Here is a 26,474-nt window from a genome sequence, read left to right as displayed (position 1 = left end):
GTTTTTGCATATTGCCGGGTATGGAACGTACTGCGCTCGGTCGTCGTCGTCTTGCCCTCATCGCCGCCGCCACGGTCGGTGCCACCGCCCTCGTCGGCACGCTCGCCGTCACCGGCTTCGCCGATCCCCTGCCCGGCGGTCTCGGTCCCTGCAAACCCGGTAACTGCCCCCCGTCGGGGTACCCCGACATCGGCAACGGCACCGTCGTCTTCCGCGACGACAACATCAACGTCTTCGTCGGCGGCGACTTCCTCGTCCGCGAGGCCGCGGCCGAGGCCGAGGGCAAGGTCGTGGTCCTCGGCGCGTTCGACCAGAACAAGCGCGCCGGTGTCTCGGGCGTGTACAACGTCGGCGTCGCGGGCGTCGGTTCGCGCGTCCCGCCCTCCAACGGCACCGACTTCCTCACCGTCGGCAAGGACCTGACGGTGGCGGCCGGGCAGAGCCTCCTCACGGAGGAGGGCACGGTCAAGGGCAGGACGGTGTACGGGGGAACGCTCTCCGGCACCGTGACCCCCGCGGCCGTCCACGAAGCCGACGCGGCCGACCCGTACACCGCCCTGCGGGATCAGCTCACCGACGCCAGCCAGTGCTACGCGTACGTGAACGGGGCCTCCCGCACCCCCACGGGCACCGCCGTCAACAACAACACCGAGACCCTCTTCACGGGTGACGGCACCTCGGCGCTCCAGGTCTTCAACGTGAACTTCGACCTGGAGTCCGCCAGCGGCGGCCAGCAGGGGATCACCTTCGCCCAGATCCCCGCCGACGCGACCGTCCTCATCAACGTCCTCGGCGCCGACCGCACCATCGACACCTACATCGCCGGACTGCCGGACGGTATGCGCGACCGGACGCTGTGGAACTTCCCGGACGCGACGACGGTCAAGTTCGAGGGGACGGCCCAGTTCGCGGGCAGCGTGCTCGTCGGCAACCAGGGCAGTTCGACGACGATCACCCTGCCCGGCATGAACGGCCGCTTCTTCACCACCGGAAACCTGACGCACGCGTCGGAGCCGACGGGGGGTGGTGGGCAGGAGATCCACGCGTACCCGTTCAACGGGGACCTGCCGTCGTGCACGGATCCGACGCCGACGCCGACGGACTCGACGCCGACGCCCACGCCGACGGACCCCACCCCGACGCCGACGGAGCCCACTCCGACGCCGACGGAGCCCACCCCCACCCCGACGGAGCCGACCCCGACCCCCACGGACCCGACGCCCACGCCGACGAAGCCCACTCCGACGCCTGACGGGCCGACTCCGCCGCACCCGACCCCGACCCCCACCCCCACGGACCCGACGGCCGGCGGAGTCACGGGCGGCGGATCCAGCGGCTCGGGCGGGTCCAACGGATCGGGCGGATCGGGAGGGTCGGGCGGCTCCGGCGGTTCCGGTGGGCCGAACGGTTCCGGTAGCACCGGAGGCAACCACGGCGGCGGCGGCGAGCTGCCCGACACCGGCGCCGGCACCGGGAACGTCGTCCTGGGCCTCACCGCCGCCGGCCTCGCCGTCGGAGGCGGAACCCTCGTGCTCCTCAGCCGCCGCCGGCGCCGTACCGACGACGGAGCCTAGAGCGCGACCACGGCCCCCTCGTTCGCCGACCGCCTCGCCGCCTCCAGGACGTCGAGGGCGGCGGCGGCCTCGTGGGCGGTGACCGGGTTCGGGCCGGTGCCGCGCACGGCGGCGGCGACGGCCGCGTAGTACGCCGGGTAGTCGCCCGGCACCGACGGGATCGGGACGCCGCCGCCGGTCGCCGGGGACTCCCCGGAGCCGAGGCGGCCCCACAGCCGTTCCGGCTCCTCGCCCCAGGGTGTGCCCGGGACCGGGCGGAGGCCCTCGCGGAGGGCGGCCTCCTGGGGGTCGAGCCCGTACTTCACGAAGCCCGCGTGCTGCCCGAGGACGCGGAAGCGGGGGCCGAGCTGGGCGGTGGTGGCGCTGACGTACAGGTGCGAGCGGACGCCGTTCGCGTGCGTGATCGCGAGGAACGTGTCGTCGTCGGCGGCGGCGCCGGGGCGGCGGACGTCCGTCTCGGCGTAGACGGAGGCGGCCGGACCGAAGAGGACGAGGGCCTGGTCGACGACGTGGCTGCCGAGGTCGTAGAGGAGCCCGCCGACCTCCTCGGGCGCGCCGGACTCGCGCCAGCCGCCCTTGAGCTGCGGGCGCCAGCGCTCGAAGCGGGACTCGAAGCGCTGGACCTCGCCGAGGGCGCCCTCGGCGAGGAGACCGCGGAGGGTGAGGAAGTCGCTGTCCCAGCGGCGGTTCTGGAAGACGGAGAGGACCAGGCCCCGGTCCTCGGCGAGGGCGGCGAGTGCGCGGGCCTCGGCGGCGGTGGCGGCGAGCGGCTTGTCGACGACGACGTGGAGGCCGGCTTCGAGGGCGGCGGTGGCGACGGAGACGTGCGTCTTGTTGGGGGAGGCGACGACGACCAGGTCGAGTTCGCCGGCCGCGCCCCGCTCCCACAGCTCCTCGGCGGTGGCCGCGACCCGGACGCCGGGGTAGGTGGTGCGGGCCTCGGCGGCGCGTTCCGGGTTGCCGGTGGTGACGGCGGTGAGGAAGAGGTGCTCGGAGGCGGCGATCAGCGGGGCGTGGAAGACGGAGCCCGCGAGGCCGTAGCCGACGAGTCCGACGCGGAGGGGGCGGATGGGGGTCGTGGTCGTCATGGACTTCACTTAAGCAACGCTGTTGCCAAAGTGCAAGCGAGGGCGACAATGGGGGCGTGACGGGAGTGACGAGGGACCTGGGGCCCGGTGGAGTGAACGTGCCGGCGCTGCGCAGCCACAACGCGGCGCTCGTGCTCGATCTGCTGCGGACGGCGGGGGAGACGGGGATCAGCCGTCTGGAGCTGGCGGAACGGACGGGGCTCACGCCGCAGGCCGTCAGCAAGATCACCGCACGGCTGCGGGCGGAGGGGCTGGCGGCGGAGGCGGGGCACCGGGCGTCGACGGGCGGCAAGCCCCGTACGGTGCTGCGGCTCGCGCCCGAGGCGGGGTACGCGGTCGGGGTCCACCTCGACCGCGACGAGCTGACGACGGTCCTGACGGACCTGGCGGGTGCCGTGGTGGCCTCCCGCCGCCGCCCGCTGCACCTCGGCGCGGGCGCGTCACGCGTCCTCGACGCGGTGGCGGAGGAGGTCGGCGCCCTCCTCGCGGACCTCTCTCCAGGGGTACGAGCTCCGCACCCCCACCCCACTCCTCCGAGCCGGGCCCTCCCCCCACACGTCCCCCCGGGTTCCACCCAGCCCCCGGCCCCCGACCGGGAGGCCCAGACCGACCACCACGAGCCCCTCGCCCGTGACCGGGAGTCCCTGGCCTCCGGCCGGGAGGCCCAGACCGACGACCACGAGCCCCTCGCCCGTGACCGGGAGTCCCTGGCCTCCGGCCGGGAGTCCCTGTCCTCCGGCCGGGAGTTCCCGGCTCCCGACCGGGCGGCCCCGGCCCCCCACCCGGCGGCCCCCGCGGATGTCCCCGCCGAGGCCCCCGCTCCCGCCCCCGCCCCCCTCCTCGGCGTAGGCGTCGCCATGCCCGGGCCGCTCGATCACCGGGCCGGGCGGCCTGGGCGGGTGACCGGGTTTCCCGAGTGGGACGGGTATCCCGTGCGGGAGGAGTTGGCGCGGCGGCTCGGGCTGCCCGTCGTGCTCGACAAGGACACGAACGCCGCCGCCCTCGCCCTCACCCTGCGTCCCGACGCCCCCGGTTCCTTCGCCTACGTGCACCTCGGCACGGGGCTCGGTGCCGGGATCGTGCTCGGCGGTGCGCCGCTGCGCGGGGAGCGGACCGGTGCGGGCGAGCTCGGCCATCAGACCGTCCTGCTCGACGGTCCCCCGTGCGACTGCGGCGGCCGGGGCTGCCTGGAGGTCCTCTGTCTCGCCGCCGTCGCGCGCGGCGAACTTTCCGAGGCCGCGCGCATCCTCGGCGCGGGCGCCGTCACCCTCGTACGGCTGCTCGACGTCGACCAGGTGCTCCTCGGCGGGCGGACGGTGCTCGGCGCCCCGGACGTGTTCGAGGACGGCGTCCGGAACGTCCTCGCCGGGCTCGGTCTCCCGACGGCCGTCGCCGTGGCCTCGGCCCCGCAGGCCGTCGCCGTGGGGGCGGCCTGGCTCGTGCTCGCTCCGATCTTCGGACAATAGGCTGATCGGGCGGATTCCTCGGGCCGACCGGGGCCGCCCACGGTGTCGCTCCCGTGTCCGCCCCCGCCGGCATGGCAGCGTCGCGGCCGACCCGTACGCCCGCGACCACCAAAGGCAGCCACCCCATGGCCCCTGCCCTCCTGCGCCAGCGCAAGACCTCCGCCTCCGCCACCCGGTCGGCCCGGCCCGCCCGGTCCACTGTCCCCGCCGTGAAGGGGACCAAGGCGGCCAGAACGGTGCGGGCGGAGCGAGCGGCCAGAGGGGCGCGCGCCGCCCGGGTCGCGCGCGTGGCCCGGGTGGCCGCGCGGACGGCGACACGGACCGCCGCGAAGGTCGTGGCGATGGCCGCCGCGGCCGCCGCCGTCTCCACCGTCACGGTCGCCGCCACACCCGCCGCCCCCGCCCGCGCGGCGACGGCTTCCGGCGCCTTCCCTTCCGCCCCCGCCCCCGACCCGCCCGCCACCACCTGCGCCGGAAGCGGTTCCGGCAGCGGCGGCACCGCCGCCGAGTTCCCCCTCGGCATCCGGCTCCACGGCGGCCCGGACGGTGGCGCGTATCCCGCCGGCGGGCCCCTCCAGGACCTGACGCTCGACCTCACCAACACCACCGACGCCTCCTGCGTCGGCGTCCACCCCGTCCTCGTCCTCGCCGACCAGGACAGGGAGACCGCGCTCCGGCCCGACCAGATCCGCCTGGAGTTCTACGACGGCGGGGCGTCCCGCTGGCGCCCGGTCGCCTTGGAGGCGACCCAGGAGGCCGAGAACGTCGGCGCGTTCACCGAGTCCGGCGGCTTCGGCGGCTTCACCGTGCTTCCCGGCCGCACCCTCACCGTTCCCGTGCGCCTCGGTTTCCGCGCCGACGCCGACCCGGACGAGGTCGTCGTGACGGCGGCGGCCGTCCAGCGCCGCGGCGCCGACGGCGACTGGATCGGCGAATCCGGTGCGACCGGCGGCTACCGCCTGACCGTCGGCCCCGCCGAGGCGGGTGACGGGCCGGGCACGTCCACGGAGCCCGGCGGCAGGCCCCGTCCCGCGGACCCCGCCGACCCCGCCGCCCCTCCGGGCAAGGAGAGGCCGAGCGGGCCGGGCACCTCCGTCGGCCGGCCCGAACTCGCCCACACCGGCGCGGAGTCCGGCGAGGACGCGGCCCTCGCCCTCGCCCCCTTCTCCGCCGCCCTGATCCTCGTCGGCGCGGGGCTCGTCCGTACGGTCCGGAGGCACCGACGCGCCGCCGACGGCGTCCCGCACCCCTGAGCGGGGCCGACGCGCCGCGTCCCGCACCCCTGAGCGGGGCCGGCGAGCCGTACCAGCGAGCCGCGCCAGCGAGCCGCCCCTGAGCGCCATGCGCCGTACACCTTCCCGTTCATCCCCGTCTGCGACGATCCGGCGGTGAACTCCGTGAAACACCCCACCGACCCCGGCGCTCCCGTCCGTTCCGGCGTCCCCGAGCACGGCCGGGTCCCCAAGTACTACGCGGTGAAGTCCCGACTCTCCCTCCTTGTCGACGAGTTGGGGGAGGGGGAGGCGCTGCCCACCGAGCGCGATCTCGCCGTCCGGTACGAGGTGTCCCGCGAGACCCTCCGGCAGGCGCTGCGCGACCTCCTCCTGGAGGGGCGGCTGCGCCGCCAGGGCCGGGGCACGGTCGTCGCGGGCCCCAAGCTCGAACAGCCCCTCTCGCTCGCCAGTTACACCGAGGGCGTCCGGCGCCAGGGCCGCCGTCCCGGCCGCAGTCTGATCTCCCTCGACCGTTTCCCCTGCCCCGAGGCCCTCGCGCCCGAGATCGGCGCCCGGGTCGGCGCGCCCGTCTGGCACATGGAGCGGGTGCTGCTCGCCGACGACGAGCGGGTCGGCCTGGAGAGCACGTACGTCTCCGAGGCCCGCGCCCCGCGCCTGGACGTCGAGTTCGACCCGGACTCCTCCTTCTACGCCTACCTCCGCGACCGTCTCGGCGTGACCTTCGGCGACGCCGACGAGCGCATCGAGACCGTCCTGGCGACCCCGCGCGAGGCCCTCCTCGTCGGCACCCCGCCGGCCCTTCCGATGCTGCTGCTCCACCGCGTCTCGCGGGACACGGACGGGCTGCCCCTGGAGCGGGTCAGGACCCTTTACCGGGGGGACCGGTTCAGCTTCACCGCCCACCTGGGCCGCCAGGGCTGAAAGCCCCTCCTCCGGAACGCCTTTTCCCCGGAGCGCCCCTCCTCCGGACCACCCCGCCAGATAACAGAACGATAACGGGTCTGGTCCAAGCTTGGCGGGCCGTTCATCATCCCGTCGCCCACCCGATCCGTCCAAGCCACCCACCCCCACGACCGTTTCGGCCATGAAGGTGATCGTCGTAGGAGCCGGCGTGGTGGGAACCATGCACGCCTGGCACGCAGTGGAACGCGGCCACGAGGTCGTACACATCGAGCGCGAGGCCGAGGCGCGCGGAGCGTCCCTCCGCAACTTCGGCCAGATCTGGGTCAGCGGCCGCGCCGGGGGAGAGGAGCTCGACACCGCCCTGCGCGCCCGCGAGCTGTGGGAGGGCATCGGCGCCCGCGTCCCCGGCCTCGGGTTCCGGGCCATCGGCTCGCTGACCCCCGTACGCAACGACCTCGAACGGGCCGTCGCCGAGGCGGCCGTGGCCCGCCCCGACGCCGCCGCCCGCGGCTACAAGCTGCTCACGGCCGGCGAGGCACGTGCGGTCAACCCCGCCCTGCGCGGCGAGTTCGAGGCGGCGCTATGGTGCGAACGGGATGCCGCCGTCGAGCCGCGCCTCGCCCAACTCGCCCTCCGCGAGGCCCTCCTCGCCTCCGGCCGCTACACCTTCCTCCCGAACCGCGAGGTCCGCGACCTCGTCAGGGGCGCCGCCGGGTCCGGCGTCCGCGACGACCGCGGCGAGATCCACACCGGCGACGCCGTCGTCCTGTGCACCGGAGCCTGGCTCTCCGGCCTCGTCCGCGAGATCGCGGGCGAGATACCGGTCCGCCGCGTCCGGCTCCAGATGATGCAGACCGAGCCGCTCGGCGAGCCCCTCACCACCTCCGTCGCCGACGCCGACTCCTTCCGCTACTACCCGGCGTACGCGTCCCCGGCCCTCGACGCCCTCAGCGCCGGGCAGCCCCAGGACCCGACCGCCGCCGCCCACAAGATGCAGCTGCTCATGGTCCAGCGGCTCGACGGCGGGCTGACGATCGGCGACACCCACGAGTACGAGCACCCCTTCGCCTTCGACACCCTCGAAGACCCCTACGAGCACCTCACCCGCGTCGTCGAGTCCTTCCTCGGCCGCCCGCTGCCGAAGATCCGGCGCCGCTGGGCCGGCGTGTACGCGCAGTGCGTCGACACCAGCCGGGTCGTGCACCGGCAGCGCGTCGACGACGGCGTGTGGCTGGTGACCGGGCCCGGCGGGCGCGGCATGACCTGCTCGCCCGCCATCGCCGAGACGACCGCGAACGAACTGGGCTGGTGACCGACATGGACAACCCGAGCAACCCGAGCAACCCGAACAACCCGAACAGGTACGACCTCGTCGTCCTCGACATGGCCGGCACCACCGTCGCCGACGGCGGCCTCGTCGAGCAGGCCTTCACCGCCGCCGCCGAGCGCCTCGGCGAGGACCCGGCCACGATGATCGACTACGTCCGCGCCACCATGGGCGAGTCCAAGATCTCCGTCTTCCGCCACCTCCTCGGCGGCGACGAGACCCGCGCCCGGCAGGCCAACCTCGCCTTCGAGGAGGCGTACGGAGAGCTGGTCGCCGACGGCCGGATCGCGCCGGTCCCCGGCGCGGCCGAGGCCATCGCCGCCCTCCGCGAGCAGGGCCGTACCGTCGTCCTCACCACCGGCTTCGCCCGCGTCACCCAGGACGCCATCCTCGACGCCCTCGGCTGGCGCGACCTCGTCGAACTGACCCTCTGCCCGGCGGACGCGGGCGGCCGGGGCCGCCCGTACCCGGACATGGTCCTCGCGGCCCTCCTCCGTACCGCCGCCGTGGACGACGTCCGCCGGATCGCGGTCGCGGGCGACACCTCGTACGACATGCTCAGCGGCTCCCGCGCGGGCGCCGGGATCGTCGCGGGCGTCCGCACCGGCGCCCACGGCGAACCGGCCCTCCGGCAGCACGGCGCCACCCACGTCCTGGCCTCGGTCGCCGAACTCCCCTCCCTGGTGAGCGAGTGCGAGGCATGAGCAGTGGCATCCGCTTCGACGGCGTCTCCGTCGCCTACGGCGGCACCACCGTCCTCGACCGGCTCGACCTGACCGTCGAGCCCGGCGAGGTCATGGCCCTCCTCGGCCCCTCCGGCTCCGGCAAGACGACCGCGCTGCGGGCCGTCGCCGGATTCGTCACCCCCGCCTCCGGCCGCGTGTACATCGGAGGCCGGGACGTCACCGCCCTCCCCCCGTACAAGCGGGGCATCGGCATGGTCGTCCAGCAGTACGCCCTCTTCCCCCATCTGCGCGTCGACGCCAACGTGGCCTTCGGCCTCAAGGCCCGCAAGGACCCCAGGACCCCGAAGGCCGAGATCCCCGCCCGGGTCGCCGAGGCCCTGGAGATGACGGGCATGGCCGCGTACGCCCGCCGCTACCCCCGGGAGCTCTCCGGCGGCCAGCAGCAGCGCGTCGCCATCGCCCGCGCCCTCGCGATCCGCCCGGACGTCCTCCTCCTCGACGAACCGCTCTCCGCCCTCGACGCCCAGCTCCGCTCCGGCATGCTCGCCGAACTCGCGCGGCTCCACCGCGAGCTGCCGGACGTGTCGATCCTGTACGTCACCCACGACCAGGTCGAGGCCCTCACCCTCGCCGACCGGATCGCCGTCATGGACAAGGCCCGGCTCCAGGACTGCGGCACCCCGCAGGACCTCTACCGGCGCCCCCGTACGGAGTTCACGGCCTCGTTCGTCGGCAACGCCAACCTCCTCCCGGTGACCGTGGAGAGCGGCCACGTGACCCTCGGGGACACCGCGCTCCGTCTCCCCACCCCGTCCGGCGCCGCGCCCGGCTCCACCGCCACCCTCTGCGTACGCCCCCACCTCGTCGGCCTCGGCGAGGGCCCGAACGCCCTCCGGGGCCGCATCGCCGAGGTCCAGTGGCGGGGCTCCACCCACCGCCTGTACGTCGACGTCGACGGCCACCGCGTGAAGGCGGACGTCCGGGAGCTGCGGGAGACCCCGGCGCTCGGCACCGAGGTCACGCTGCACTTCGCGCCCGAGGACGCGGTGCTGCTCGCCGCGGGGGTGAACGGTGAGTAGCGGGGCCGGGTCCGCGGGTCTCGTCCGGGAACGCCCGGCACCGGCGGTCGTGCCCACCCGCACCGGCCCCGCCGCCGCCCCCGCCGCCCGCAGGCGGTCGACGGTCTGGCTCTGGGCCCTGCCCCCCGTCGCCGTCCTCGCGCTCGTCTTCCTCTACCCGCTGGCCCTCGTCGTCCAGGAGTCCCTGGCCCCCGGCGCGTACGCCCGGGTCCTCGCATCCGCCTCCTTCCGCGACGCGCTGTTCACCACCGTCTGGATCGCCGTCGCCGCCACCGCCGGCTGTCTCGTCCTCGGCTTCGTCCTCGCGCTCGTCATCGCGTTCGTGCCCTTCCCCGGCGGGAAGGCGGTGGCGAAGTTCGTCGACGTCTTCCTCTCCTTCCCCTCCTTCCTCGTCACGCTCGCCCTCCTCTTCGTCTACGGGACGGTGGGCATGGCCAACGGCGTCTGGACGGACGTGACCGGTGCCGCCACCGGCCCCTTCGCCTTCCTGACGACCCCCTGGGGCGTCCTCCTCGCCGAGATCACCTACTTCACGCCGTTCGTGATGCGCCCGCTCCTCGCCGCCTTCTCCCAGATGGAGACGGCCCAGCTGGAAGTGGCGTCCTCGCTCGGCGCCCGGCCCCTGCGGATCGTCCGGCAGGTGATCCTCCCCGAGGCGCTGCCCGCGCTCGCCGCCGGCGGCAGCCTCGTCCTCGTCCTCTGCCTCAACGAGTTCGGGATCGTCCTCTTCACCGGCGCCAAGGGCGTCACGACGCTCCCGATGCTCGTCTACGGCAAGGCGATCCTCGAATCCGACTACGCCGCCGCCTGCGTCGTCGCCGTCGTCAACGTGGTGCTCTCCGTGGGCCTCTACGTCCTCTACCGGGGGGTCAGCCGCCGTGCTGGTGCATAGCCGTACGGGCAGGTGGACGGCGTGGGCGCTGTTCGCGGTCCTCTTCGTCCCGCTCTTCGCCCTGCCCCTGCTCGTCATCGTCGCCGCGTCCTTCGCCACCCACTGGTCGGGCGCCTTCCCCTCGGGACCCACCACCGCCCACTACGCGGCGGCCGTCCGCGGCGAGTCCCTCCAGGCCCTCACCACCAGCCTGGTCACGGCCCTCACCGCGAGCCTCGTCGCCCTGACCGTCGGCACGTGGGCGGCGCTCGCCGGTGACGCCCTCGGCCGCGCGGGCGGGCGCGGCCACCGGGCCCTCAAGCGGACCCTCGACGCGCTGTTCATGCTGCCCGTCGCCGTGCCGTCCGTGGTCGTCGGCCTCGCCGTCCTCGTCGCCTTCTCGCAGCCGCCGGTCCTCCTCAACGGCACGCGCTGGATCGTGATCCTCGCCCACACCGTCCTCGTCACCGCCTTCGCGCACCAGTCGGTCTCGGCCGCGATCCGGCGCCTCGACCCGATGTACGAGCAGGCGGCGGCCGGACTCGGCGCCCGCCCCTCGTCCGTACTCCTCAGGGTCAAGCTCCCGCTCCTGCTGCCGTCCCTCACCGCGGCGGCCGGGCTCTGTTTCGCCCTCTCCATGGGCGAGCTGAGCGCCACGATGATGCTCTACCCGCCGGACTGGCTGCCCCTGCCGGTCCTCATCTTCACGGCCACCGACCGGGGTTCGCTCTTCACCGGCTCGGCGCTCGCCGTGGTCCTCATGACGGCGACCCTGCTCGCCCTGCTCGCGGTCTCCCGCATCCGTACCAAAGCGTCCTACCGCTGAAGCGTCCTACCGCCAAGCCTCCCCCCCGTCCCAGGAGAGAACAACGCCATGCCTACGTACGCCCGCACCCACCTCCGGCCGATCGCCGCCGTCACCGGCGCCCTCGCCCTCGCCGCCTCCCTCACCGCCTGCGGCGGCGCGTCCGCCGCCTCCGACGAGAAGGTCGTCACCGTCTACAGCGCCGACGGCCTCAAGGGCGAGAAGGGCGACGGCTGGTACGACAAGGTCTTCGCCGACTTCGAGAAGGAGACCGGCATCAAGGTGAAGTACGTCGAGGGCGGCTCCGGCGAGATGGTGCAGCGCGCCCTGCGCGAGAAGAGCAACACCCAGGCCGACGTGCTCGTCACCCTCCCGCCCTTCATCCAGCAGGCCGACTCCAAGGGCCTCCTCCAGGCGTACGCCCCCCAGGGCGCCGACCGGGTCGGCGGCGGCGACAAGGCGGCCGACGGCAAGTGGACCTCGGTCGTCAACAACTACTTCGGCTTCGTCCACAACAAGAAGGAGCTCCCCGCCGCCCCCAAGAGCTGGGAGGAGCTGCTCGACGCCACGTACAAGAACCGGATCCAGTACTCGACCCCCGGCGTCGCGGGCGACGGCACCGCCGTCCTCATCAAGGCGATGCACGACTTCGGCGGGCAGGAGCCGGCCCTCGACTACCTGAAGAAGCTCCAGGCCAACAACGTCGGCCCGTCCTCCTCCACCTCCAAGCTCGCGCCGAAGGTCGACAAGGGCGAGCTGCTCGTCGCCAACGGCGACGTCCAGATGAACTACGCCCAGGCCCGCTCCATGCCGAACCTCGGCATCTGGTTCCCGGCGAAGGGCGCGGGCAGGCCGACCACCTTCGCCCTGCCGTACGCGGCCGGGCTCGTCGACAAGGCCCCGCACACCGAGAACGGCAAGAAGCTCCTCGACTTCCTGCTGAGCGAGAAGGCCCAGCGCGAGGTGAGCGCGATCGGCGGCGGCTTCCCGGCCCGCGAGGACGTCAAGCCGACGGACGCGAACGCGGTCGCGCTCGCGAAGCTCATGGACGGCGTCGAGATCTTCCAGCCGGACTGGGCGGACATCGACAAGAACCTCACGACGTACGTGGACGCGTGGAAGTCCGCGACCGGAAGCTGACGGACCGTCGGGCGAAAGTCCATGGATCGCCGAGTGAAAATCCATCGGCGGCCAAGAGTTCACCCCATCACCCTGGAACACCCCCGCTGATCGCGGAAAGGTAACAGGTATAGCCCAACGCCCCTGAAGTATCAGGGGCGTTGGTGTGCGCACACCCCCTGCCACGAACCTTCACGGAGGACTCCGTCATGCCGACGACCACCCCCGGCATTCCCCGCCGCACCCTGCTCGCCGCCGCGGGCGCCACCGCCGCCGTCGCCGCGACCGGCGCGCTCGCCGCCCCCGCCGCCCACGCGGCCACCACCGCCGCCCCCACCCTCCCGAACGGCACCAGCAAGGACAAGGTGCTCGTCGTCGGCATGGACGGCCTGCGCCACGACCGCATCGACGCCGCCAAGGCGCCGAACCTCAAGTCCCTCATGGCGAACGGCACGTACGGCCGCTCGCTGCTCTACGCCAACCCGATGGCCGCGACCTCCTCCGGCCCCGGCTGGTCCACGATCTCCACCGGCGTCTGGCCCGACAAGCACGGCGTGAAGGACAACACCTTCACCGGCAAGAACTACGCCAAGTACCCCGGCTTCCTGGCCCGCCTGCACCAGGTCCGGCCCGAGCTCTCGCTCTTCGCCGCCGTCGACTGGCCGGAACTCGACACCCACGGCACGGTGACGCCCGGCGCCGACGCCAAGCTCGTCTACGACAACAACTACGCCGTCAACGACCTCGTGATCACCGAGGCGACCGAGGACGTCCTCCGCAACCAGAACCCCGACGTCCTCTTCGTCTACTTCGGCGAGACCGACGAGATCGGCCACGGCTACGGCGCCGCGTCCCCCAAGTACCTCGACGCCATCGACGTCCAGGACGCCTACCTCGGCCGCCTCCTCGCCGCGATCCAGGCGCGGCCCTCGTACGCCACCGAGCGCTGGACGGTCATCGTCGCCACCGACCACGGCCACACCGACGGCGGCGGCCACGGCGGCTCCAGCATCGAGGAGCGCCGCACCTTCGTCCTCGCCCAGGGCCCCGGCATCGCCGCCGGCGCCCGCCCGATCGACACCCGGCTCGTCGACGTCGCCGCGACCGTCTTCCGGCAGCTCGGCATCGTCCCCGACCCGGCCTGGGGCCTCGACGGCAAGCCGATCCAGACCCGCTCCACCGACCCCTTCGACGCGCTGTACGGGTCCCTGTCCGGCCGCGTCGACGAGACCGGCATCCCCGCCGGCGTCCTCGGCTTCACGCACACCGCGCCCACCGGCTGGTCGGTGATCAACAGCGCCATGGGCACGGGCGGCGTGAGCGAGTGGCGCGGCTGGTCGTTCGCGACCGACGAGTTCTGGTCCCGCACCCAGCGCGACCAGTCCCGCGAGCTCAACGTCCGCGCGCGGGGCGTCTTCGCCGTCGCCGACTCCGACGAGTGGGCGGACAAGTCCTTCTCGGGGACGTACGACTCCACGCTGGTCACCCCGGCGTACAGCGTCTCGGGCGCCTCCACGGTGAACCTCGGTTTCACCACCCACTACCTCCAGGAGGGCTCCCAGGTCGCCCAGGTCCTGGTGAGCTTCAACGGCGGCACGCCGACCCAGGTGAAGAGCTACACCTCCGACGTGATCTCCCAGCCCCAGTCCCTCGCGGTCGCCGTCCCCTCCGGCGCCTCCAGCGTGAGCTTCCGCTTCCGGTACACGGGGTCCAACAACTGGTACTGGACGATCGACGACGTGAAGATCACGACCTCCTGAACCGGGCAGGGCCTACCCTGGGGGCGTCGCCACAGCGCTGTCGCGGCGCCCCCAGAACACCGCACGTCTGTACGGCAGGAGTCCCGCACCCATGGCAGAGCGCAAGCCGATCGAATCCTGGCTGACCGACATGGACGGCGTCCTCATCCACGAGGGCGTTCCGATCCCCGGCGCCGACGCGTTCATCAAGAAGCTGCGGGAGACCGGGAAGCCGTTCCTGGTCCTCACGAACAACTCGATCTACACCGCCCGCGACCTGCACGCGCGCCTCGCCCGCATGGGCCTCGAAGTCCCCGTCGAGAACATCTGGACCTCGGCCCTCGCGACCGCGAAGTTCCTCGACGACCAGCGCCCCGGCGGCACCGCGTACGTCATCGGCGAGGCCGGCCTCACCACCGCCCTCCACGACATCGGGTACGTCCTGACGGACCACGACCCGGACTACGTGGTGCTCGGCGAGACCCGGACGTACTCCTTCGAGGCGATGACGAAGGCGGTCCGCCTGATCAACGCGGGCGCCCGCTTCATCTGCACCAACCCCGACGAGACCGGCCCGTCCCTGGAGGGCCCGCTCCCGGCCACGGGTTCGGTGGCGGCGCTCATCACCAAGGCGACGGGCAAGGAGCCGTACTTCGCGGGCAAGCCGAACCCGCTGATGATGCGGACCGGCCTCAACGCGATCGGCGCGCACTCGGAGTCGAGCGCGATGATCGGCGACCGCATGGACACGGACATCCTGGCGGGCCTGGAGGCGGGCATGCAGACCTTCCTCGTCCTCACCGGCCTGACCTCCCAGGCGGAGATCGACCGCTTCCCGTTCCGCCCGTCGAAGATCGTCGACTCGATCGCGGACATCGTCGACCGCGTGTGAGACGCCCTCCTGGACGTCCTTGATCGCCCCCTGCGGATGCGAGCCGGGCCGAATCGGGTGACCCTGCCAGTACCAGGAGGTCACGATGCGTTCAGGTCCCATTGCTCTCCGTGCCGCAGGGGCGGCTCTCGTACTCGTACTGGCACCCACGGCCGGTAGCGCGTACGCCCACGACGGGGTGAAGGTCACCGTCACCCCGTCCACCGCCTCGCCCGGCGCCGACGTCGACGTCCGCGTCCAGGGCTGCAAGGGCACCACCGGCGCCGCGAAGTCCCAGGCGTTCGTCGCCGACGCGGAGCTCACCGGCCGGGACGGCGGGGACTACCCGCTGTTCGGCGACACCACGGTCAAGTCCGGACTCGAGGACGGTACGTACAAGGTCAGCGTGACCTGCGACGGCCACGACCATCCGGACGTCGGCACCGTGCAGGTCCGGCACCACCAGCCCACGCACGAGCCGACCTCGCGACCCGTCCCGGTCGCCCCGGTCCGCGCGGGCGGCGGCGGCACGGCCGCGTTCGCGGCCCCGGCCGCGCCCGGGGTCGCCGAGACGACGGGCGACAGCGGCCTCGGCACGCCGTACACGCTGCTCGGCCTCGGCATGGCGGCGCTCGCGGCCGTGGCCGTCGCCTTCCGCAGCGCCCGCCGCCGCTCCGAGTGACGTGGCGACGACCTCGGGTCACGGGCGGCTCGTCACCGGCGTGACGTGGGCGCTGCTGCTCCTCGGGCTCTGGCTCTGGGGCCGCGAGGCCACGGAGGGCCCGGGCGGCAGCTCGGCGCCGACCCACGGCGACATCGCCGCCGTGGGCCGCCCCCTCGGGGTGTCCCTGCCGCCGGCCCACGCGCCGCTGACGCGTGAGGCCGAACCCCGGCGGGTGGAGATCCCGTCGCTCGGCATCGCGGCGCCCGTCGTGGCGCGCGGCCTGGACGCGGACGGGGCGATCGACCCGCCGCCGTTCGAGATGCCCCAGACGGTCGGCTGGTTCGGTCCGGGCACCCAGCCGGGCGCGGACGGCGCCGCGCTCCTGGTCGGCCACGTCGACACGGAGACCCGCCCGGCCGTCTTCTACGGCCTGAGCGCGGCCCGCCCCGGCGCGAAGGTCCGCGTCACCCGGACGGACGGTACGGTCGCCGAGTTCACGATCGACGACGTCCAGGTCCTGCCCCGCACCGCCTTCGACCCGTCCCGGGCCTATGGCCAGCACCACCCCCACCGGGCGGAACTACGCCTGATCACCTGCGGCGGGACCTTCGACCGCGCGGCGGGCACGTACTCGGCGAACGTGGTGGTGTCGGCGTACCTGACGGGTACAGGCCGGGCAGTCTGAGGCGTACATGACTGAAGCCCCTCACCGATGGTGAGGGGCTTCAGTCTGTCTGTGCGCCGCCAGGGACTCGAACCCCGGACCCGCTGATTAAGAGTCAGCTGCTCTAACCAACTGAGCTAGCGGCGCCTGCTGACAGAGATAACTCTACCTGACCTGGAGGTGTGCTCCTGACCAATACCCGTCGGTCCCGGCCTGTCGGATGGTCGTATGAGGGCTTCGATCCGTCAAAATGCGACTTGTCCAGACAGTTGAGACACTGGCGCCCGAAACCAGGGTCAAAAGATCTTGACGAGTGTGGAGGGGAAGCGCATGAGCGTGCCGGTCTTCGAGGAGTTCGAACCCGCGGCCGACTGCGGCTGCCCGGGCTGCGCCCAGCAGCGACGTGATCTCGCCCTCGGTCTGCCCGTCCGCGCGGGCGGCCATCCGGCCGCGCACGGCGCCCGCCGCGCGCTGGTCCTGGTGACGGCGGCCGGTGTCGTCCTTGGTGGGGGAGGTACGGGAGTGGCCTCGGCCCTGTCCGGCCCGGCGGGCCCGCCGGTTCCGGCGACCGACGAGACGCCCGGCGCCGGCGCGGGTGCCGGCACCCGCATGAACACGGCCGACCTCCAGGTCCCTGCCCCGGCCGCCGCCCCGGCCGACCGTGCCGTCACTCCCGCTACTCCCGCCACTCCCGCCACTCCCGTCACGCCCTGGCCCGGGCCGGAGACCCCCCAGGGCGGCCGCGGTCCGCTGCACGGCACGCCGGGCCCCCAGTCCTCGGCGCCGAAACCGCCCGCGACCACGACCCCCGCGACCACGAACCCGGGCACCGGTGTGACCCCGGTCACCCAGACCGCCACCGACGAACTGCGGAAGACCACCCGCGCCGAGATCATCAACCGCGCCAAGCTGTGGGTGGCCGCCCAAGTCCCGTACTCCATGGACAAGTACTGGTCCGACGGCTACCGCCAGGACTGCTCCGGCTACATCTCCATGGCCTGGAACCTGCGCGGCAACGAGTGGACCGGCAGCCTCGACCGCTACGCCGACCGCATCGACCGCGAGGACCTCCAGCCCGGCGACATCCTCCTCTTCCACAACCCCACGAGCCCGACGCGCGGCTCGCACGTCACCATGTTCGGCGGCTGGACCGACTACACGCACACCTCGTACATCGCGTACGAGCAGACGAGGCCGCGCACCCGCAAGCAGGCGACGCCCATGGCGTACTGGGAGAACTCCGACCGGTACGTGGCCTACCGCTACAAGGGCGTGGTCAGCGGGACGACCGGCGGCGGCTCGAACCCCGACAAGCCCACGACCCCCACCAACCCCACGACGCCCTCCACCCCCTACCCCGGGGCGGACAAGTTCGGCCCCGGCGCCAACAACAAGTACGTCACCCAGCTCGGCCGGCTCCTCGTCGAGCGCGGCGGCAAGAAGTACTACAGCGAGGGCCCCGGCCCGAAGTGGGGCGAGGCGGACCGGCGCGCGACCCGGGCGTTCCAGCAGGCGCAGGGCTGGAAGGGCAAGGAAGCGGACGGCCTGCCCGGCCCGGAGACGTGGAAGCTCCTCGTCACCGGCAAGGGCAAGAACATCGGCGGTTCGGGTGGTTCGGGAGGCCCCAGCGCGGAAACGCCGGGGTATCCCGGGCGTGGCTACTTCCGTCCGGGCCAGTCCAACGCATATGTGGAGAAGCTGGGCAAGCAACTGGTGAAGCGGGGCTTCGGCAAGCACTACCTGTCGGGACCCGGTCCGCAGTGGTCGGAAGCGGACCGCCGCAACGTCGAGGCGTTCCAGCGGGCTCAGGGCTGGCGCGGCGGTGAAGCCGACGGCTACCCGGGCCCGGAGACCTGGCGGCGCTTGTTCCGATGACCCCGAGAGCATGAGGTGGACCTGAATGACGGCATCGAACCCGAACCCCGCGGACTCCGGCGCGGCGGCCTCGCGAGACGCGGCCCGCACGGCCAGACGTCTGACGGACGGCACCCTCCCCCGCACGTCCCCACCCCAGGGCACGGGCCAGGGATCGCCTCCACCCGCCCCGACACCGGCCCCGACGAGGCCCGGGACCACGGGCACGGACATGGGTACGGGTACGAGTGTGGGCGCGGCCGCGGCTACGGACACGGGCACGCCTCCGCCCGCGCCCGCCCCCACCATCGGTCCGACTGAAGCCGAGGCGCCGGCCCAGGCCGAGGCCCAGGCCCAGGGTCAGGGTCAGACTCCGGCCCAGGCCCAGGCCCAGGCTCTGGCTCTGGCTCTGCCTCAGGGTTTGACCCCGGCTCAGGCTTTGGCTCAGGGGCAGGCCCAGGCTCCGGCTTCGGCCCAGGGGCTGACCCAGGATCAGACTCCGGCCCAGTCCCAGTCCCAGTCCCAGGGCCGGGCTTCGGCTTCGGGGGCGGGCCAGGCCCAAGCTCCGGCTCAGGCCGAGTCCCAGGTCCAGGTCCAGGACCCGACCCCGGCCCCGGGCGTTGACCGGCCCGCCCCCACCGCTGACCGGCCCGCCCCGGCGGCCGCGCGGCCGGGCGGCATCGTCCTGGAGGACCCGGCCGCCCACGTCCGCAAGGTCGGTGCCCCGCCGGCGGGTACGGCGGGCGCCGCCCAGGCGGGCAGGCCCGTCGAGGTCCGCACGGTCGCACCCGACGGCGTCCGGCCCCGGGCGACGACGTCCCCCGTCCGCGACGGGGCCGCCGACGCGCGGACGGCCGGTTCCGTACCGACGGACGCGAGCGCCGCCGGCCGGGCGGCCGACCCCCGGTCGGGGATGCTCGCCCCGACCGAGGGGGTCGGCTCCGCCGCGCAGGCCGGTGGTGCCTCCCCGGCGGCCCGGGCTGCTGACGTCCGGCTGTCCGGTTCCGTACCGACGGGCGCGAGCGCCACTGGCCGGGCGGCCGATCCCTGGCCGGGGACGTCGCCTTCGGCGCACGCGACCGCCGCCACGCAGGCGGCGCGGACCGCCGAAGTCCGGGCGGGGGCGCTCCCGTCCGCGTCCGCCCCCGTGGGTGTGAACATCGCCAACGAGGCGGGCGGCTCCGCCCCGACTGCCGCCGCGCAGACCGGTGGTGTCTCTCCCTCAGCCCGGTTTGCTGACGTACGGGCGACGGGTTCCGTCCCGGTCGACGGGGGCGCCGCCGAGGCGGGCGTCTCTCCCTCGGCGCGCCGGACGGCCGAGCCGTGGGCGAGCTCGGCTGCGGGCGCGCAGGCGGGCGTTTCCTCCTCGTCGGCTCGGGAGGCCGAGCCCCCGGCAGGGGCTGCTGCTGCCGCGCAGGCGGCAGGTGTGTCCACGTCGGTCCGGGCCGCCGACGTGCGGACGGCCGGTGCCGGCCCGGCGGGCGCGAGCGCCGCCGACGGTGCGCAGGCGGGCGCCGCTCCCACGCCCTCGGTGAGGCGGGGCTCCACCGCCCTGTCGGCGTCGGCGTCGCCCCAGACGGGTCGGGCTGACGAAGCCCGTGAGGCCTCGGCAACGGCGTCGGCGTCGCCTTCAGCCGGTGGGCCCGCCGTCGCGGGACCGGGTGCTGATGGCCGGAGGGGCGGAGCCGAAGCCCGTACGGAGACGGCATCTGCGGGCGCGGTCTCCGCCGCGCAGGCGGGAGCGTCCCCGGCGGCGGGCGCGGTTGCCACGCCCCCGGCGGGCGCCGTCTCCGCCGTTCCGGCGGGCGGGTCGGTTCCGTCGGGCCGGGCTGACGAAGCCCGTGCGGCGGCGGGCACTGTCTCCGCCGCTCAGACGGGCGCGGTCTCCGCCGCGCAGGCGGGAGCGTCCCCGGCGGCGGGCGCGTTTGCCACGCCTCCGGCGGGCGCCGTCTCCGCCGTTCCGGCGGGCGGGTCGGTTCCGTCGGGCCGGGCTGACGAAGCCCGTGCGGCGGCGGGTACTGTCTCCGCCGCTCAGACGGGCGCCGTCTCCGCCGCTCCGGCGGGCGGTGGGTCCGCTGTCGCGGGACCGGGTGCCGATGCCCGGAGGGGCGGGTCGGTTCCGGCGGGCCGGGCCGACGAAGCCGAAGCCCGTACGGAGGCGGCATCCGCGGGCGCCGTCTCCGCCGTTCCGGCGGGTGCCGGGGCCTCCGACCCGGCCGTGGGGCGGGGTGCCGGGGTCCGGACCGTCGGGTTCGTTCCCGAGGGTGCGGCCGCCGCTGCCGAGACCGGCGGGGCCTCCGCCGCCCGGGGCGCGGAGACGGCCGCCGGCGGGGCCAAGGCTGCCGCTCGGCCCACCGCCACCGGCAAGGTCGCCGTCGTCAAGGAGCCCGTCGGCGTGCCCGACTTCGGGCAGATCACGGGGGCGAAGATCGGTTCGCTCGCCGTGCCCGTCGCCGGAGTCGTCCGTGTCGGCCGCCGTAAGAACGTGATCGGTTCCGAGACCACCGGCTCCATCCCCGTACACCTGCTCTTCCGCGACGAGCCGGACACGACCGGCGGCACTCCCGGCGCCACCCCCGGCGCCGGGGACGACGGCGGTCCCGACACCGTCGCCATCCCCGCTCCCGCGAAGTCGCAGGGCAGGGGGCACGCCGGGAGCAATCCCCACCTCAACCCCAACCCCAATCCCAGCCCTCACCCTCACCCCTCGCGCCCCGCCGCCACCAAGGCCCGTCCCGCCCCCACCGCCGACCCCGGTCTCGTCGAGCGGCCCGGCAAGGTGCTGCCCGGCTGGGTCGGGGTGGTCGGCGCGCTGCTCTCGCTGGCGGGCTGCGCGGCGGTCCTGTGGTGGGTCGGTGTCGTGCCCGCCGAGGTCACGCGGATGCTGCGGCTGCCGGCACGGCCGTACGACGGCATCCGGATCAGTGAGTGGGCGGGCCTCGCCCTCGGCGTGGCCGTGACCCTCTTCGCGCTCGGCGGTCTCGGCCGCGGCCGGGTCGGCTACGCCTGGGTCCTGACCTTGTTCGGCGACTACCGGGGCACGGTCCGCAGGACCGGCCTGGTCTGGATGAGCCCGCTCCTGCTCCGCCGCCGCGTCGACGTCCGGCTCCGGCACTGGCGCAGCGAGCCGCTGCCCGCGGTCGACGCGAAGGGGACGGCCCTCGATGTCGTCGTGCTCGTCGTCTGGCGGGTGCGGGACACGGTCCGTGCCGCGCTCGGCGTCGACGGCCACGAGGAGTACCTGCGCGAGCAGGTGGAGGCGGCGATGGCCCGGGTGCTGTCCCAGCTTCCGGCGGACGCCTTCCACGAGGACGCTCCGACGCTCCGGGACGCGGAGGCGGTCGGCGAGGCGTTGACGCGGATGCTGTCGGCGGACTGCGTGCCGGTCGGTGTGGACGTCTTCTCGGCGCAGCCGACGCGGATCGAGTACGCCCCCGAGGTCGCGGCGGCGATGCAGCGGCGCCGTATCGCGGCGATCGACGCGAAGCACCGGGACAGTGTCCTGACGTCGGTGGTGGACGCGGTAGACGACGTGGTCCACCGGCTGACCAGTCGTGGTCTGGTGGAGCTCGACGACTATGAGCGCAAGTCGCTGGTCAAGGACCTGACGGTGGCGTTCTACACGGGAAGGACGTCGCCGAACGAGGGCGCCTGAGCATCCGGCGAGCCATCCCCTCGGCGCCCGGTGGGTCATCCCCTCCGGCATGCGCCGAGGGGATGGACATGTTCAAGTCAGGTCCATACCTTGGTACTTGGTCCAGACCAAAGTGAGTCACGTACGTCACGTGCTCACGTACCACCACGCACGCGTGCGGCACGACCCCACAGAACTCCCCACGTTCTCCTGGAGTGACAGCATGCGCAAAAGAACGACCGTCGGGGCGGCGGTGGTGGCGCTCGGCGTCGCCGGTGCCTCCCTGCTCGCCACCGGCAGCGCCGGCAGCCACGGCTACACCGACTCGCCGATCAGCCGCCAGAAGCTCTGTGCCAACGGCACCGTGACCAACTGCGGCCCCATCCAGTGGGAGCCGCAGTCGGTCGAGGGTCCGAAGGGCTTCCCGGCCGCCGGCCCCGCCGACGGCAAGATCTGCTCGGCCGGGCTCTCGCAGTTCGCCCAGCTCGACGACCCCCGGGGCGGCGCCTGGCCGACGACGGGTCTCGTCGCCGGCCAGAGCTACAGCTTCCGCTGGCAGTTCACGGCCCGGCACCGCACCACCGACTTCAAGTACTACATCACCAAGAACGGCTGGGACCCGACGCAGAAGCTGACGCGGGCCGCGCTCGACCCGCAGCCGTTCCTGACGGTCCCGTACAACAACCAGCAGCCGCCGGCGACGCTCTCGCACTCCGGGACGATCCCGGCGGGCAAGACGGGCCGGCATCTGATCCTGGCGGTGTGGACGATCGCGGACACGGCGAACGCGTTCTACGCCTGCTCGGACGTCAAGTTCTGACGGGCTGATTCCGGGCGTCCGGGCGTTCAATTCTGATGGGCCGTCAGTTACAGTCCGGCCCATGAGGAGCAGCAGCGCGGACACCGTCGCGGAGCTCGTACGACGCCAGTGGGGCGACCACCGGACCGGACTGAGGGACGAGCACCACACCCTCACCCACCACCAGGTCGCCGCGGGCGCCGCCGCGCGGGCCGCGCTGCTCGTGGAACTGATGCCACCCCTGCCGGGGCGCGAGCCGCACCTCGGCATCCTGCTGGACAACACGCCGGAGTACCCGCTCTGGCTGGGCGCGGCGGCCCTCGCGGGGGCCGCCGTCGCCGGGATCAACCCGACCCGGCGCGGCGCCGAACTCGCCCGGGACATCCGGCACACGGCCTGCCGGATCGTGGTCACCCAGCGCGCGCACCTGCCGCTGCTCGACGGCCTCGACCTGCCCGGCGTACGGATCCTGGTCACGGACACCGACGCGTACGAGGAGCTCCTCGCCCCGTACGCCGACGCCCGCCCCGGCGACGCGAGCCTCGGGCCCGTCCGCCCCGACAGCCGCTTCCTCCTCTCCTTCACCTCGGGGTCGACGGGCGCGCCGAAGGCCGCGCTGTGCAGCCAGGGCCGCCTCGCCGCCGCCGGCGCCTCCCTGGCCACCCACTTCTCCGTCCGCCCCGACGACGTCCACTACATCTGCATGCCGATGTTCCACGGCAACGCCGTGATCGCGGACTGGGCACCGGCGATGGTCGCGGGCGCGGGCATCGCGCTCCGGGCCCGCTTCTCGGCGTCCCGGTTCCTCCCCGACGTACGCCGTTACGGGGCGACGTACTTCACGTACGTGGGACGGGCGGTCCAGTACCTCCTGGCCACCCCGCCCGGCCCCGACGACCGCGCGCACTCCCTCCGCCTCGGCTTCGGCACGGAGGCGGGGGCGGTGGACGCGGCGCGCTTCCGGGAACGGTTCGGGGTGCCGCTCGTCGAGGGGTACGGCTCCTCCGAGGGCGGCGCCGCGATCCAACGCACCCCGGACACGCCCACCGGAGCGATCGGACGGGCCGCGCCCACGGACGACCTGGCGGTCCTCGACCAGGAGACCGGCAAGGAATGCGCACCGGCCCGCTTCTCGCCCGAGGGCCGGCTCCTCAACGCGGCCGAGGCCGTCGGCGAACTCGTCAACCGGGGCCGCTCGCCCTTCGAGGGATACTGGCGCAACCCGGAAGCGGAGGCGGCGCGGCTGCGCGGGGGCTGGTACTGGACGGGCGACCTCTTCTACCGCGACGAGGCAGGCTTCCTCTACTTCGCGGGACGCACGGACGACCGGCTGCGAGTCGACAGCGAGAACCTCGCGGCGGCGATGATCGAGGGCATCCTCGCGCGGTGGGACCGGGCGGCGGGGGTGGCGGTGTACGCGATACCGGACCCGGTGGCGGGGGACCAGGTGATGGCCGCGCTGGCGCTCCGCGACGGCGAGTCCTTCTCCCCCTCGGCCTTCGCCGCCTTCCTGGCCGCGCAGCCGGACCTGGGCACGAAGATGCCGCCGCGCTTCGTCCGCGTGATGCCCGAACTCCCCCTCACGGCCACCAACAAAATCCACCGAGCGGCCCTCCGCCAGGCGTCCTTCCTCTCCGACGACCCGACGTGGTGGCGCCCCACCCCCACGTCCCCCTACGAGCTCCTCACCCCCGAGACAACCAACGCCCTGACGTCCCTCTACAAAACCCACGGCCGCACGCCGACACCCTGAGGCGGGGCATCGCCCCGGTGGAGGGTGGCCCCGGGGGTGGGGGCCGCTTAGCGTAGGCCCGTATGGGATCTCGTACCGCGTGGCAGGCGCTCGCCCGGCGCCGGTTTCTTCTCGGGCCGTGGCCGTGGCGCGCCGGTACCTACCTCGCCACCGGGGTGGCAGTCGGAGCGGCCGCCGCCCTCGGGATGGTCGTACTCGGGGTCTTCTCCCTGTTCCTCGTCGGCCTGCCGCTGCTCCTCCTCTCCGGCCCCGCCCTCGCCGCCCTCGAACGCCGCCGTCTCCGTCTCGTCGATCTCGACCCCGCCCCCGACCCTCACCGCACCCCCGCCGCCCCCGGTCTCGCCGCCTGGCTGCGGCTGCGGATGGGGGAGCAGGCGACGTGGCGGGAGTTCGGGTACGCGCTGCTGCTCGCGACCGTCCTGGGCCCGCTCGACCTCCTCGCGCTCGCGGCCTGCGTGGGCCTGCCGGCCGCCCTCCTCACCGCCCCCGCCCAGCTCGCGGCGGACGGCCACGAGGCCAAGGTCGTGAAGGCGTACCTGGTCACCACCTACCCCGAGGCGTTCGCCGCCGCCCTGCTCGGCGCGGTCCTCCTGGTGGCCCTCGCCTACCCGCTCACCGCCGTCGCCGGGGCCCGCGCCGCCCTCGCGCGGGCGCTCCTCGCGCCCCGCGAGGCCGACGGGCCGGGCGGCGCGATCGGCGAGGTCATCGCCTCCCGCGCCCGGCTCGTCGACGCCTTCGAGGCCGAGCGCCGCCGCATCGAGCGGGACCTCCACGACGGGGCCCAGCAGCGTCTGGTCGCGCTGACCATGACCCTCGGCCTGGCCCGTCTCGACGCCCCGCCCGGCGGCCCCCTCGCCGAGCAGCTGGCCAAGGCCCACGGGGAGGCCGGGCAGGTCCTGACCGAGCTGCGCGAACTGATCCACGGCATCCACCCGCAGGTCCTCGCCGACTACGGCCTCGCCGCCGCCCTCGCGGACGCCGCCGACCGGTCGGCCGTCCCCGTCACCACCGAGGAGGTCGACGACTGCCTGCCCCGGCTGCCGCCCGCCGTCGAGAGCGCCGCGTACTTCGCCGTCCGCGAGGCGCTCGCCAACATCGGCAAGCACAGCGGCGCCGACCGGGCCCGTGTCGCCGCCCGCCACGCGGACGGCGTCCTGCGGATCGACGTCGAGGACGACGGCCGGGGCGCCGCAGACCCGGCCCGTGGCTCCGGCCTCACGGGGCTCGCCGACCGGATCGCCGTCCTCGATGGCACACTGACGATCATGAGCCCGCCGGGCGGGCCGACCCTCCTCCGAGTGGAGATCCCGTGCAGCCCAGCGTCCGCAAGCTCCGCGTCGTCCTCGCCGAGGACAGCGTCCTCCTCAGGGAGGGGCTGATCGGACTCCTCGCCCGCTTCGGCCACGAGGTCGTCGCCGCCGTCGGTGACGCCGACGCCCTCCGCGAGGCGGTCGCCGCCCACGACCCGGACGTGGTCGTGACGGACGTCCGCATGCCCCCCGCTTTCCAGGACGAGGGGCTGCGCGCCGCCGTCGCGCTCCGCGCCGAGCGGCCCGGCCTGCCGGTCCTCGTCCTCAGCCAGTACGTGCAGCGCAGCTACGCCGCCGACCTGCTCGACGCGGGCGACGGCACCGGCGTCGGCTACCTCCTGAAGGACCGGGTCGGGCAGGTGGAGGAGTTCGCCGAGGCCCTCGCCCGGGTCGCCGACGGCGGCACGGTCGTCGACCCGGAGGTCGTACGGCAGCTCCTGCGCCGCCACCGCGACCCGCTGGGCGCGCTGACGCCGCGCGAGCGGGAGGTCCTGGGCCTGGTCGCGGAGGGCCATTCGAACGGGGCGATCGCCCGTCGGCTGGTGGTGACGGAGGCCGCCGTCGGCAAACACATCGGCAACATCCTCGCCAAGCTGGACCTGCCCCCGGCGGAGGACACCCACCGCCGGGTCCTCGCGGTCCTGACCTACCTGCGGGCCTGACCAGGCGGGCACGACAAGAAAGCCCCCCACCGAAGTGAGGGGCTTTCTCTGTCTGTGCGCCGCCAGGGACTCGAACCCCGGACCCGCTGATTAAGAGTCAGCTGCTCTAACCAACTGAGCTAGCGGCGCTTGCTGACAGAGAAAATACTACCTGGTCCTGAGGGGTGCTCGTGACCACGCCGGTAGGGGTGGGGCGTGGGGGCCGCTGCGCGGGGCTTTCACCCCACCCCGCCCCTTCCCGAAACCGGGGGCAGGCCCCCGGACCCCGTACGGCCTGCGGCCGTGCCCTCAAACGCCGGGCGGGCTGGAAAATCCAGCCCCGCCGGCGTTTGAGGCGCGGGGTCCGGGGCGGAGCCCCGAACGCTTCAGCC

Annotated in this window: 21 protein-coding genes and 2 tRNA genes; 20 read left to right on the top strand and 3 right to left on the bottom strand. The window is 74.0% G+C overall.

What is annotated here, in order from left to right; translation table 11 throughout:
- The first annotated feature begins 20 nt into the window (after window positions 1–20).
- Complete coding sequence (locus ACFC0Z_RS32210) at window positions 21–1,574, top strand: choice-of-anchor A family protein (protein ID WP_376445515.1); 1,554 nt, start codon at window positions 21–23, stop codon at window positions 1,572–1,574.
- Here the strand turns inward: ACFC0Z_RS32210 and ACFC0Z_RS32205 are convergent.
- Window positions 1,571–2,662, bottom strand: coding sequence for a Gfo/Idh/MocA family oxidoreductase (locus ACFC0Z_RS32205; RefSeq protein ID WP_376445513.1), 1,092 nt, complete (start codon window positions 2,660–2,662; stop codon window positions 1,571–1,573). The two genes, ACFC0Z_RS32210 and ACFC0Z_RS32205, sit on opposite strands and share 4 nt — an antisense overlap.
- Before the next feature lie 56 nt (window positions 2,663–2,718).
- Between ACFC0Z_RS32205 and ACFC0Z_RS32200 the strand changes: the two genes are divergently transcribed.
- From ACFC0Z_RS32200 to ACFC0Z_RS32140, 13 genes are all read left to right on the top strand, one after another.
- A complete protein-coding gene (locus ACFC0Z_RS32200) occupies window positions 2,719–4,128 on the top strand; it encodes an ROK family protein (RefSeq protein WP_376445510.1) in 1,410 nt (469 codons plus the stop codon).
- 125 nt (window positions 4,129–4,253) lie between these two features.
- A complete protein-coding gene (locus ACFC0Z_RS32195) occupies window positions 4,254–5,381 on the top strand; it encodes a hypothetical protein (RefSeq protein WP_376445507.1) in 1,128 nt (375 codons plus the stop codon).
- A gap of 135 nt (window positions 5,382–5,516) precedes the next feature.
- On the top strand, window positions 5,517–6,284 hold the full coding sequence (locus tag ACFC0Z_RS32190; protein ID WP_376445505.1) for a GntR family transcriptional regulator: 768 nt from the start codon (window positions 5,517–5,519) through the stop codon (window positions 6,282–6,284).
- 163 nt (window positions 6,285–6,447) lie between these two features.
- Window positions 6,448–7,578: a TIGR03364 family FAD-dependent oxidoreductase gene (locus tag ACFC0Z_RS32185; protein ID WP_376445502.1), complete on the top strand. Its 1,131-nt coding sequence runs from the start codon at window positions 6,448–6,450 to the stop codon at window positions 7,576–7,578.
- A gap of 5 nt (window positions 7,579–7,583) precedes the next feature.
- A complete protein-coding gene (locus ACFC0Z_RS32180) occupies window positions 7,584–8,297 on the top strand; it encodes a phosphonatase-like hydrolase (RefSeq protein WP_376445794.1) in 714 nt (237 codons plus the stop codon).
- Window positions 8,294–9,358: an ABC transporter ATP-binding protein gene (locus ACFC0Z_RS32175; protein ID WP_376445500.1), complete on the top strand. Its 1,065-nt coding sequence runs from the start codon at window positions 8,294–8,296 to the stop codon at window positions 9,356–9,358. Before ACFC0Z_RS32180 ends, ACFC0Z_RS32175 begins: the two co-directional genes overlap by 4 nt.
- A 49-nt stretch (window positions 9,359–9,407) precedes the next feature.
- Window positions 9,408–10,250, top strand: coding sequence for a 2-aminoethylphosphonate ABC transporter permease subunit (locus ACFC0Z_RS32170; protein ID WP_376445497.1), 843 nt, complete (start codon window positions 9,408–9,410; stop codon window positions 10,248–10,250).
- A complete protein-coding gene (locus tag ACFC0Z_RS32165; RefSeq protein ID WP_376445495.1) occupies window positions 10,237–11,055 on the top strand; it encodes an ABC transporter permease in 819 nt (272 codons plus the stop codon). The genes ACFC0Z_RS32170 and ACFC0Z_RS32165 overlap by 14 nt, the downstream gene beginning before the upstream one ends.
- Window positions 11,056–11,103: 48 nt before the next feature.
- The gene (locus tag ACFC0Z_RS32160) at window positions 11,104–12,174 is read left to right on the top strand and encodes a 2-aminoethylphosphonate ABC transporter substrate-binding protein (RefSeq protein WP_376445492.1); all 1,071 of its coding nucleotides are present in this window, start codon (window positions 11,104–11,106) and stop codon (window positions 12,172–12,174) included.
- A 188-nt stretch (window positions 12,175–12,362) separates the two neighbouring features.
- Window positions 12,363–13,913 (top strand): alkaline phosphatase family protein, encoded by a 1,551-nt coding sequence (locus ACFC0Z_RS32155; protein ID WP_376445489.1) that lies wholly within the window; start codon window positions 12,363–12,365, stop codon window positions 13,911–13,913.
- 91 nt (window positions 13,914–14,004) lie between these two features.
- Window positions 14,005–14,784 (top strand): HAD-IIA family hydrolase, encoded by a 780-nt coding sequence (locus tag ACFC0Z_RS32150; protein ID WP_055643299.1) that lies wholly within the window; start codon window positions 14,005–14,007, stop codon window positions 14,782–14,784.
- Between the two features lie 85 nt (window positions 14,785–14,869).
- Window positions 14,870–15,445, top strand: coding sequence for a hypothetical protein (locus ACFC0Z_RS32145; protein ID WP_376445486.1), 576 nt, complete (start codon window positions 14,870–14,872; stop codon window positions 15,443–15,445).
- Window position 15,446: 1 nt separating this feature from the next.
- Window positions 15,447–16,112, top strand: coding sequence for a class F sortase (locus tag ACFC0Z_RS32140; RefSeq protein ID WP_376445483.1), 666 nt, complete (start codon window positions 15,447–15,449; stop codon window positions 16,110–16,112).
- A gap of 52 nt (window positions 16,113–16,164) precedes the next feature.
- Here the strand turns inward: ACFC0Z_RS32140 and ACFC0Z_RS32135 are convergent.
- Window positions 16,165–16,238, bottom strand: a tRNA-Lys gene (locus ACFC0Z_RS32135).
- Between the two features lie 183 nt (window positions 16,239–16,421).
- On the opposite strand from ACFC0Z_RS32135, the gene ACFC0Z_RS32130 reads away from it, so the two are divergent.
- From ACFC0Z_RS32130 to ACFC0Z_RS32105, 6 genes are all read left to right on the top strand, one after another.
- Window positions 16,422–17,966, top strand: coding sequence for a peptidoglycan-binding protein (locus ACFC0Z_RS32130; RefSeq protein ID WP_376445480.1), 1,545 nt, complete (start codon window positions 16,422–16,424; stop codon window positions 17,964–17,966).
- Between the two features lie 418 nt (window positions 17,967–18,384).
- A complete protein-coding gene (locus ACFC0Z_RS32125; RefSeq protein WP_376445477.1) occupies window positions 18,385–21,600 on the top strand; it encodes an SPFH domain-containing protein in 3,216 nt (1,071 codons plus the stop codon).
- Between the two features lie 202 nt (window positions 21,601–21,802).
- Window positions 21,803–22,399: a lytic polysaccharide monooxygenase gene (locus ACFC0Z_RS32120; protein WP_376445474.1), complete on the top strand. Its 597-nt coding sequence runs from the start codon at window positions 21,803–21,805 to the stop codon at window positions 22,397–22,399.
- Between the two features lie 61 nt (window positions 22,400–22,460).
- Window positions 22,461–24,131 carry an AMP-binding protein gene (locus tag ACFC0Z_RS32115; protein ID WP_376445471.1) on the top strand — a complete coding sequence of 557 codons (1,671 nt, stop codon included), beginning with the start codon at window positions 22,461–22,463 and terminating at the stop codon, window positions 24,129–24,131.
- Between the two features lie 62 nt (window positions 24,132–24,193).
- Entirely contained in the window at window positions 24,194–25,510 is a 1,317-nt protein-coding gene (locus tag ACFC0Z_RS32110; protein ID WP_376445469.1) for a sensor domain-containing protein, read from the top strand.
- Window positions 25,441–26,103 (top strand): response regulator, encoded by a 663-nt coding sequence (locus ACFC0Z_RS32105; RefSeq protein ID WP_376445467.1) that lies wholly within the window; start codon window positions 25,441–25,443, stop codon window positions 26,101–26,103. Before ACFC0Z_RS32110 ends, ACFC0Z_RS32105 begins: the two co-directional genes overlap by 70 nt.
- Window positions 26,104–26,158: 55 nt before the next feature.
- On the opposite strand, the gene ACFC0Z_RS32100 is transcribed toward ACFC0Z_RS32105, so the two are convergent.
- Window positions 26,159–26,232: transfer RNA gene (locus tag ACFC0Z_RS32100), tRNA-Lys, on the bottom strand.
- Window positions 26,233–26,474 lie beyond the last annotated feature (242 nt).

It is taken from the genome of Streptomyces sp. NPDC056144 (genome assembly GCF_042264145.1).
GTDB lineage: Bacteria > Actinomycetota > Actinomycetes > Streptomycetales > Streptomycetaceae > Streptomyces.
The sequence above is the reverse complement of the archived record's forward strand: the minus strand, read 5'-3'. Positions and strand labels throughout refer to the sequence as shown.

Coding starts and splice junctions, on each gene's coding strand:
- ACFC0Z_RS32210 (WP_376445515.1), top strand. CDS start 21: ATGGAACGTACTGCGCTCGGTCGTCGTCGTCTTGCCCTCATCGCCGCC.
- ACFC0Z_RS32205 (WP_376445513.1), bottom strand. CDS start 2,662: ATGACGACCACGACCCCCATCCGCCCCCTCCGCGTCGGACTCGTCGGC.
- ACFC0Z_RS32195 (WP_376445507.1), top strand. CDS start 4,254: ATGGCCCCTGCCCTCCTGCGCCAGCGCAAGACCTCCGCCTCCGCCACC.
- ACFC0Z_RS32185 (WP_376445502.1), top strand. CDS start 6,448: ATGAAGGTGATCGTCGTAGGAGCCGGCGTGGTGGGAACCATGCACGCC.
- ACFC0Z_RS32180 (WP_376445794.1), top strand. CDS start 7,584: ATGGACAACCCGAGCAACCCGAGCAACCCGAACAACCCGAACAGGTAC.
- ACFC0Z_RS32175 (WP_376445500.1), top strand. CDS start 8,294: ATGAGCAGTGGCATCCGCTTCGACGGCGTCTCCGTCGCCTACGGCGGC.
- ACFC0Z_RS32160 (WP_376445492.1), top strand. CDS start 11,104: ATGCCTACGTACGCCCGCACCCACCTCCGGCCGATCGCCGCCGTCACC.
- ACFC0Z_RS32155 (WP_376445489.1), top strand. CDS start 12,363: ATGCCGACGACCACCCCCGGCATTCCCCGCCGCACCCTGCTCGCCGCC.
- ACFC0Z_RS32150 (WP_055643299.1), top strand. CDS start 14,005: ATGGCAGAGCGCAAGCCGATCGAATCCTGGCTGACCGACATGGACGGC.
- ACFC0Z_RS32145 (WP_376445486.1), top strand. CDS start 14,870: ATGCGTTCAGGTCCCATTGCTCTCCGTGCCGCAGGGGCGGCTCTCGTA.
- ACFC0Z_RS32130 (WP_376445480.1), top strand. CDS start 16,422: ATGAGCGTGCCGGTCTTCGAGGAGTTCGAACCCGCGGCCGACTGCGGC.
- ACFC0Z_RS32120 (WP_376445474.1), top strand. CDS start 21,803: ATGCGCAAAAGAACGACCGTCGGGGCGGCGGTGGTGGCGCTCGGCGTC.
- ACFC0Z_RS32115 (WP_376445471.1), top strand. CDS start 22,461: ATGAGGAGCAGCAGCGCGGACACCGTCGCGGAGCTCGTACGACGCCAG.
- ACFC0Z_RS32110 (WP_376445469.1), top strand. CDS start 24,194: ATGGGATCTCGTACCGCGTGGCAGGCGCTCGCCCGGCGCCGGTTTCTT.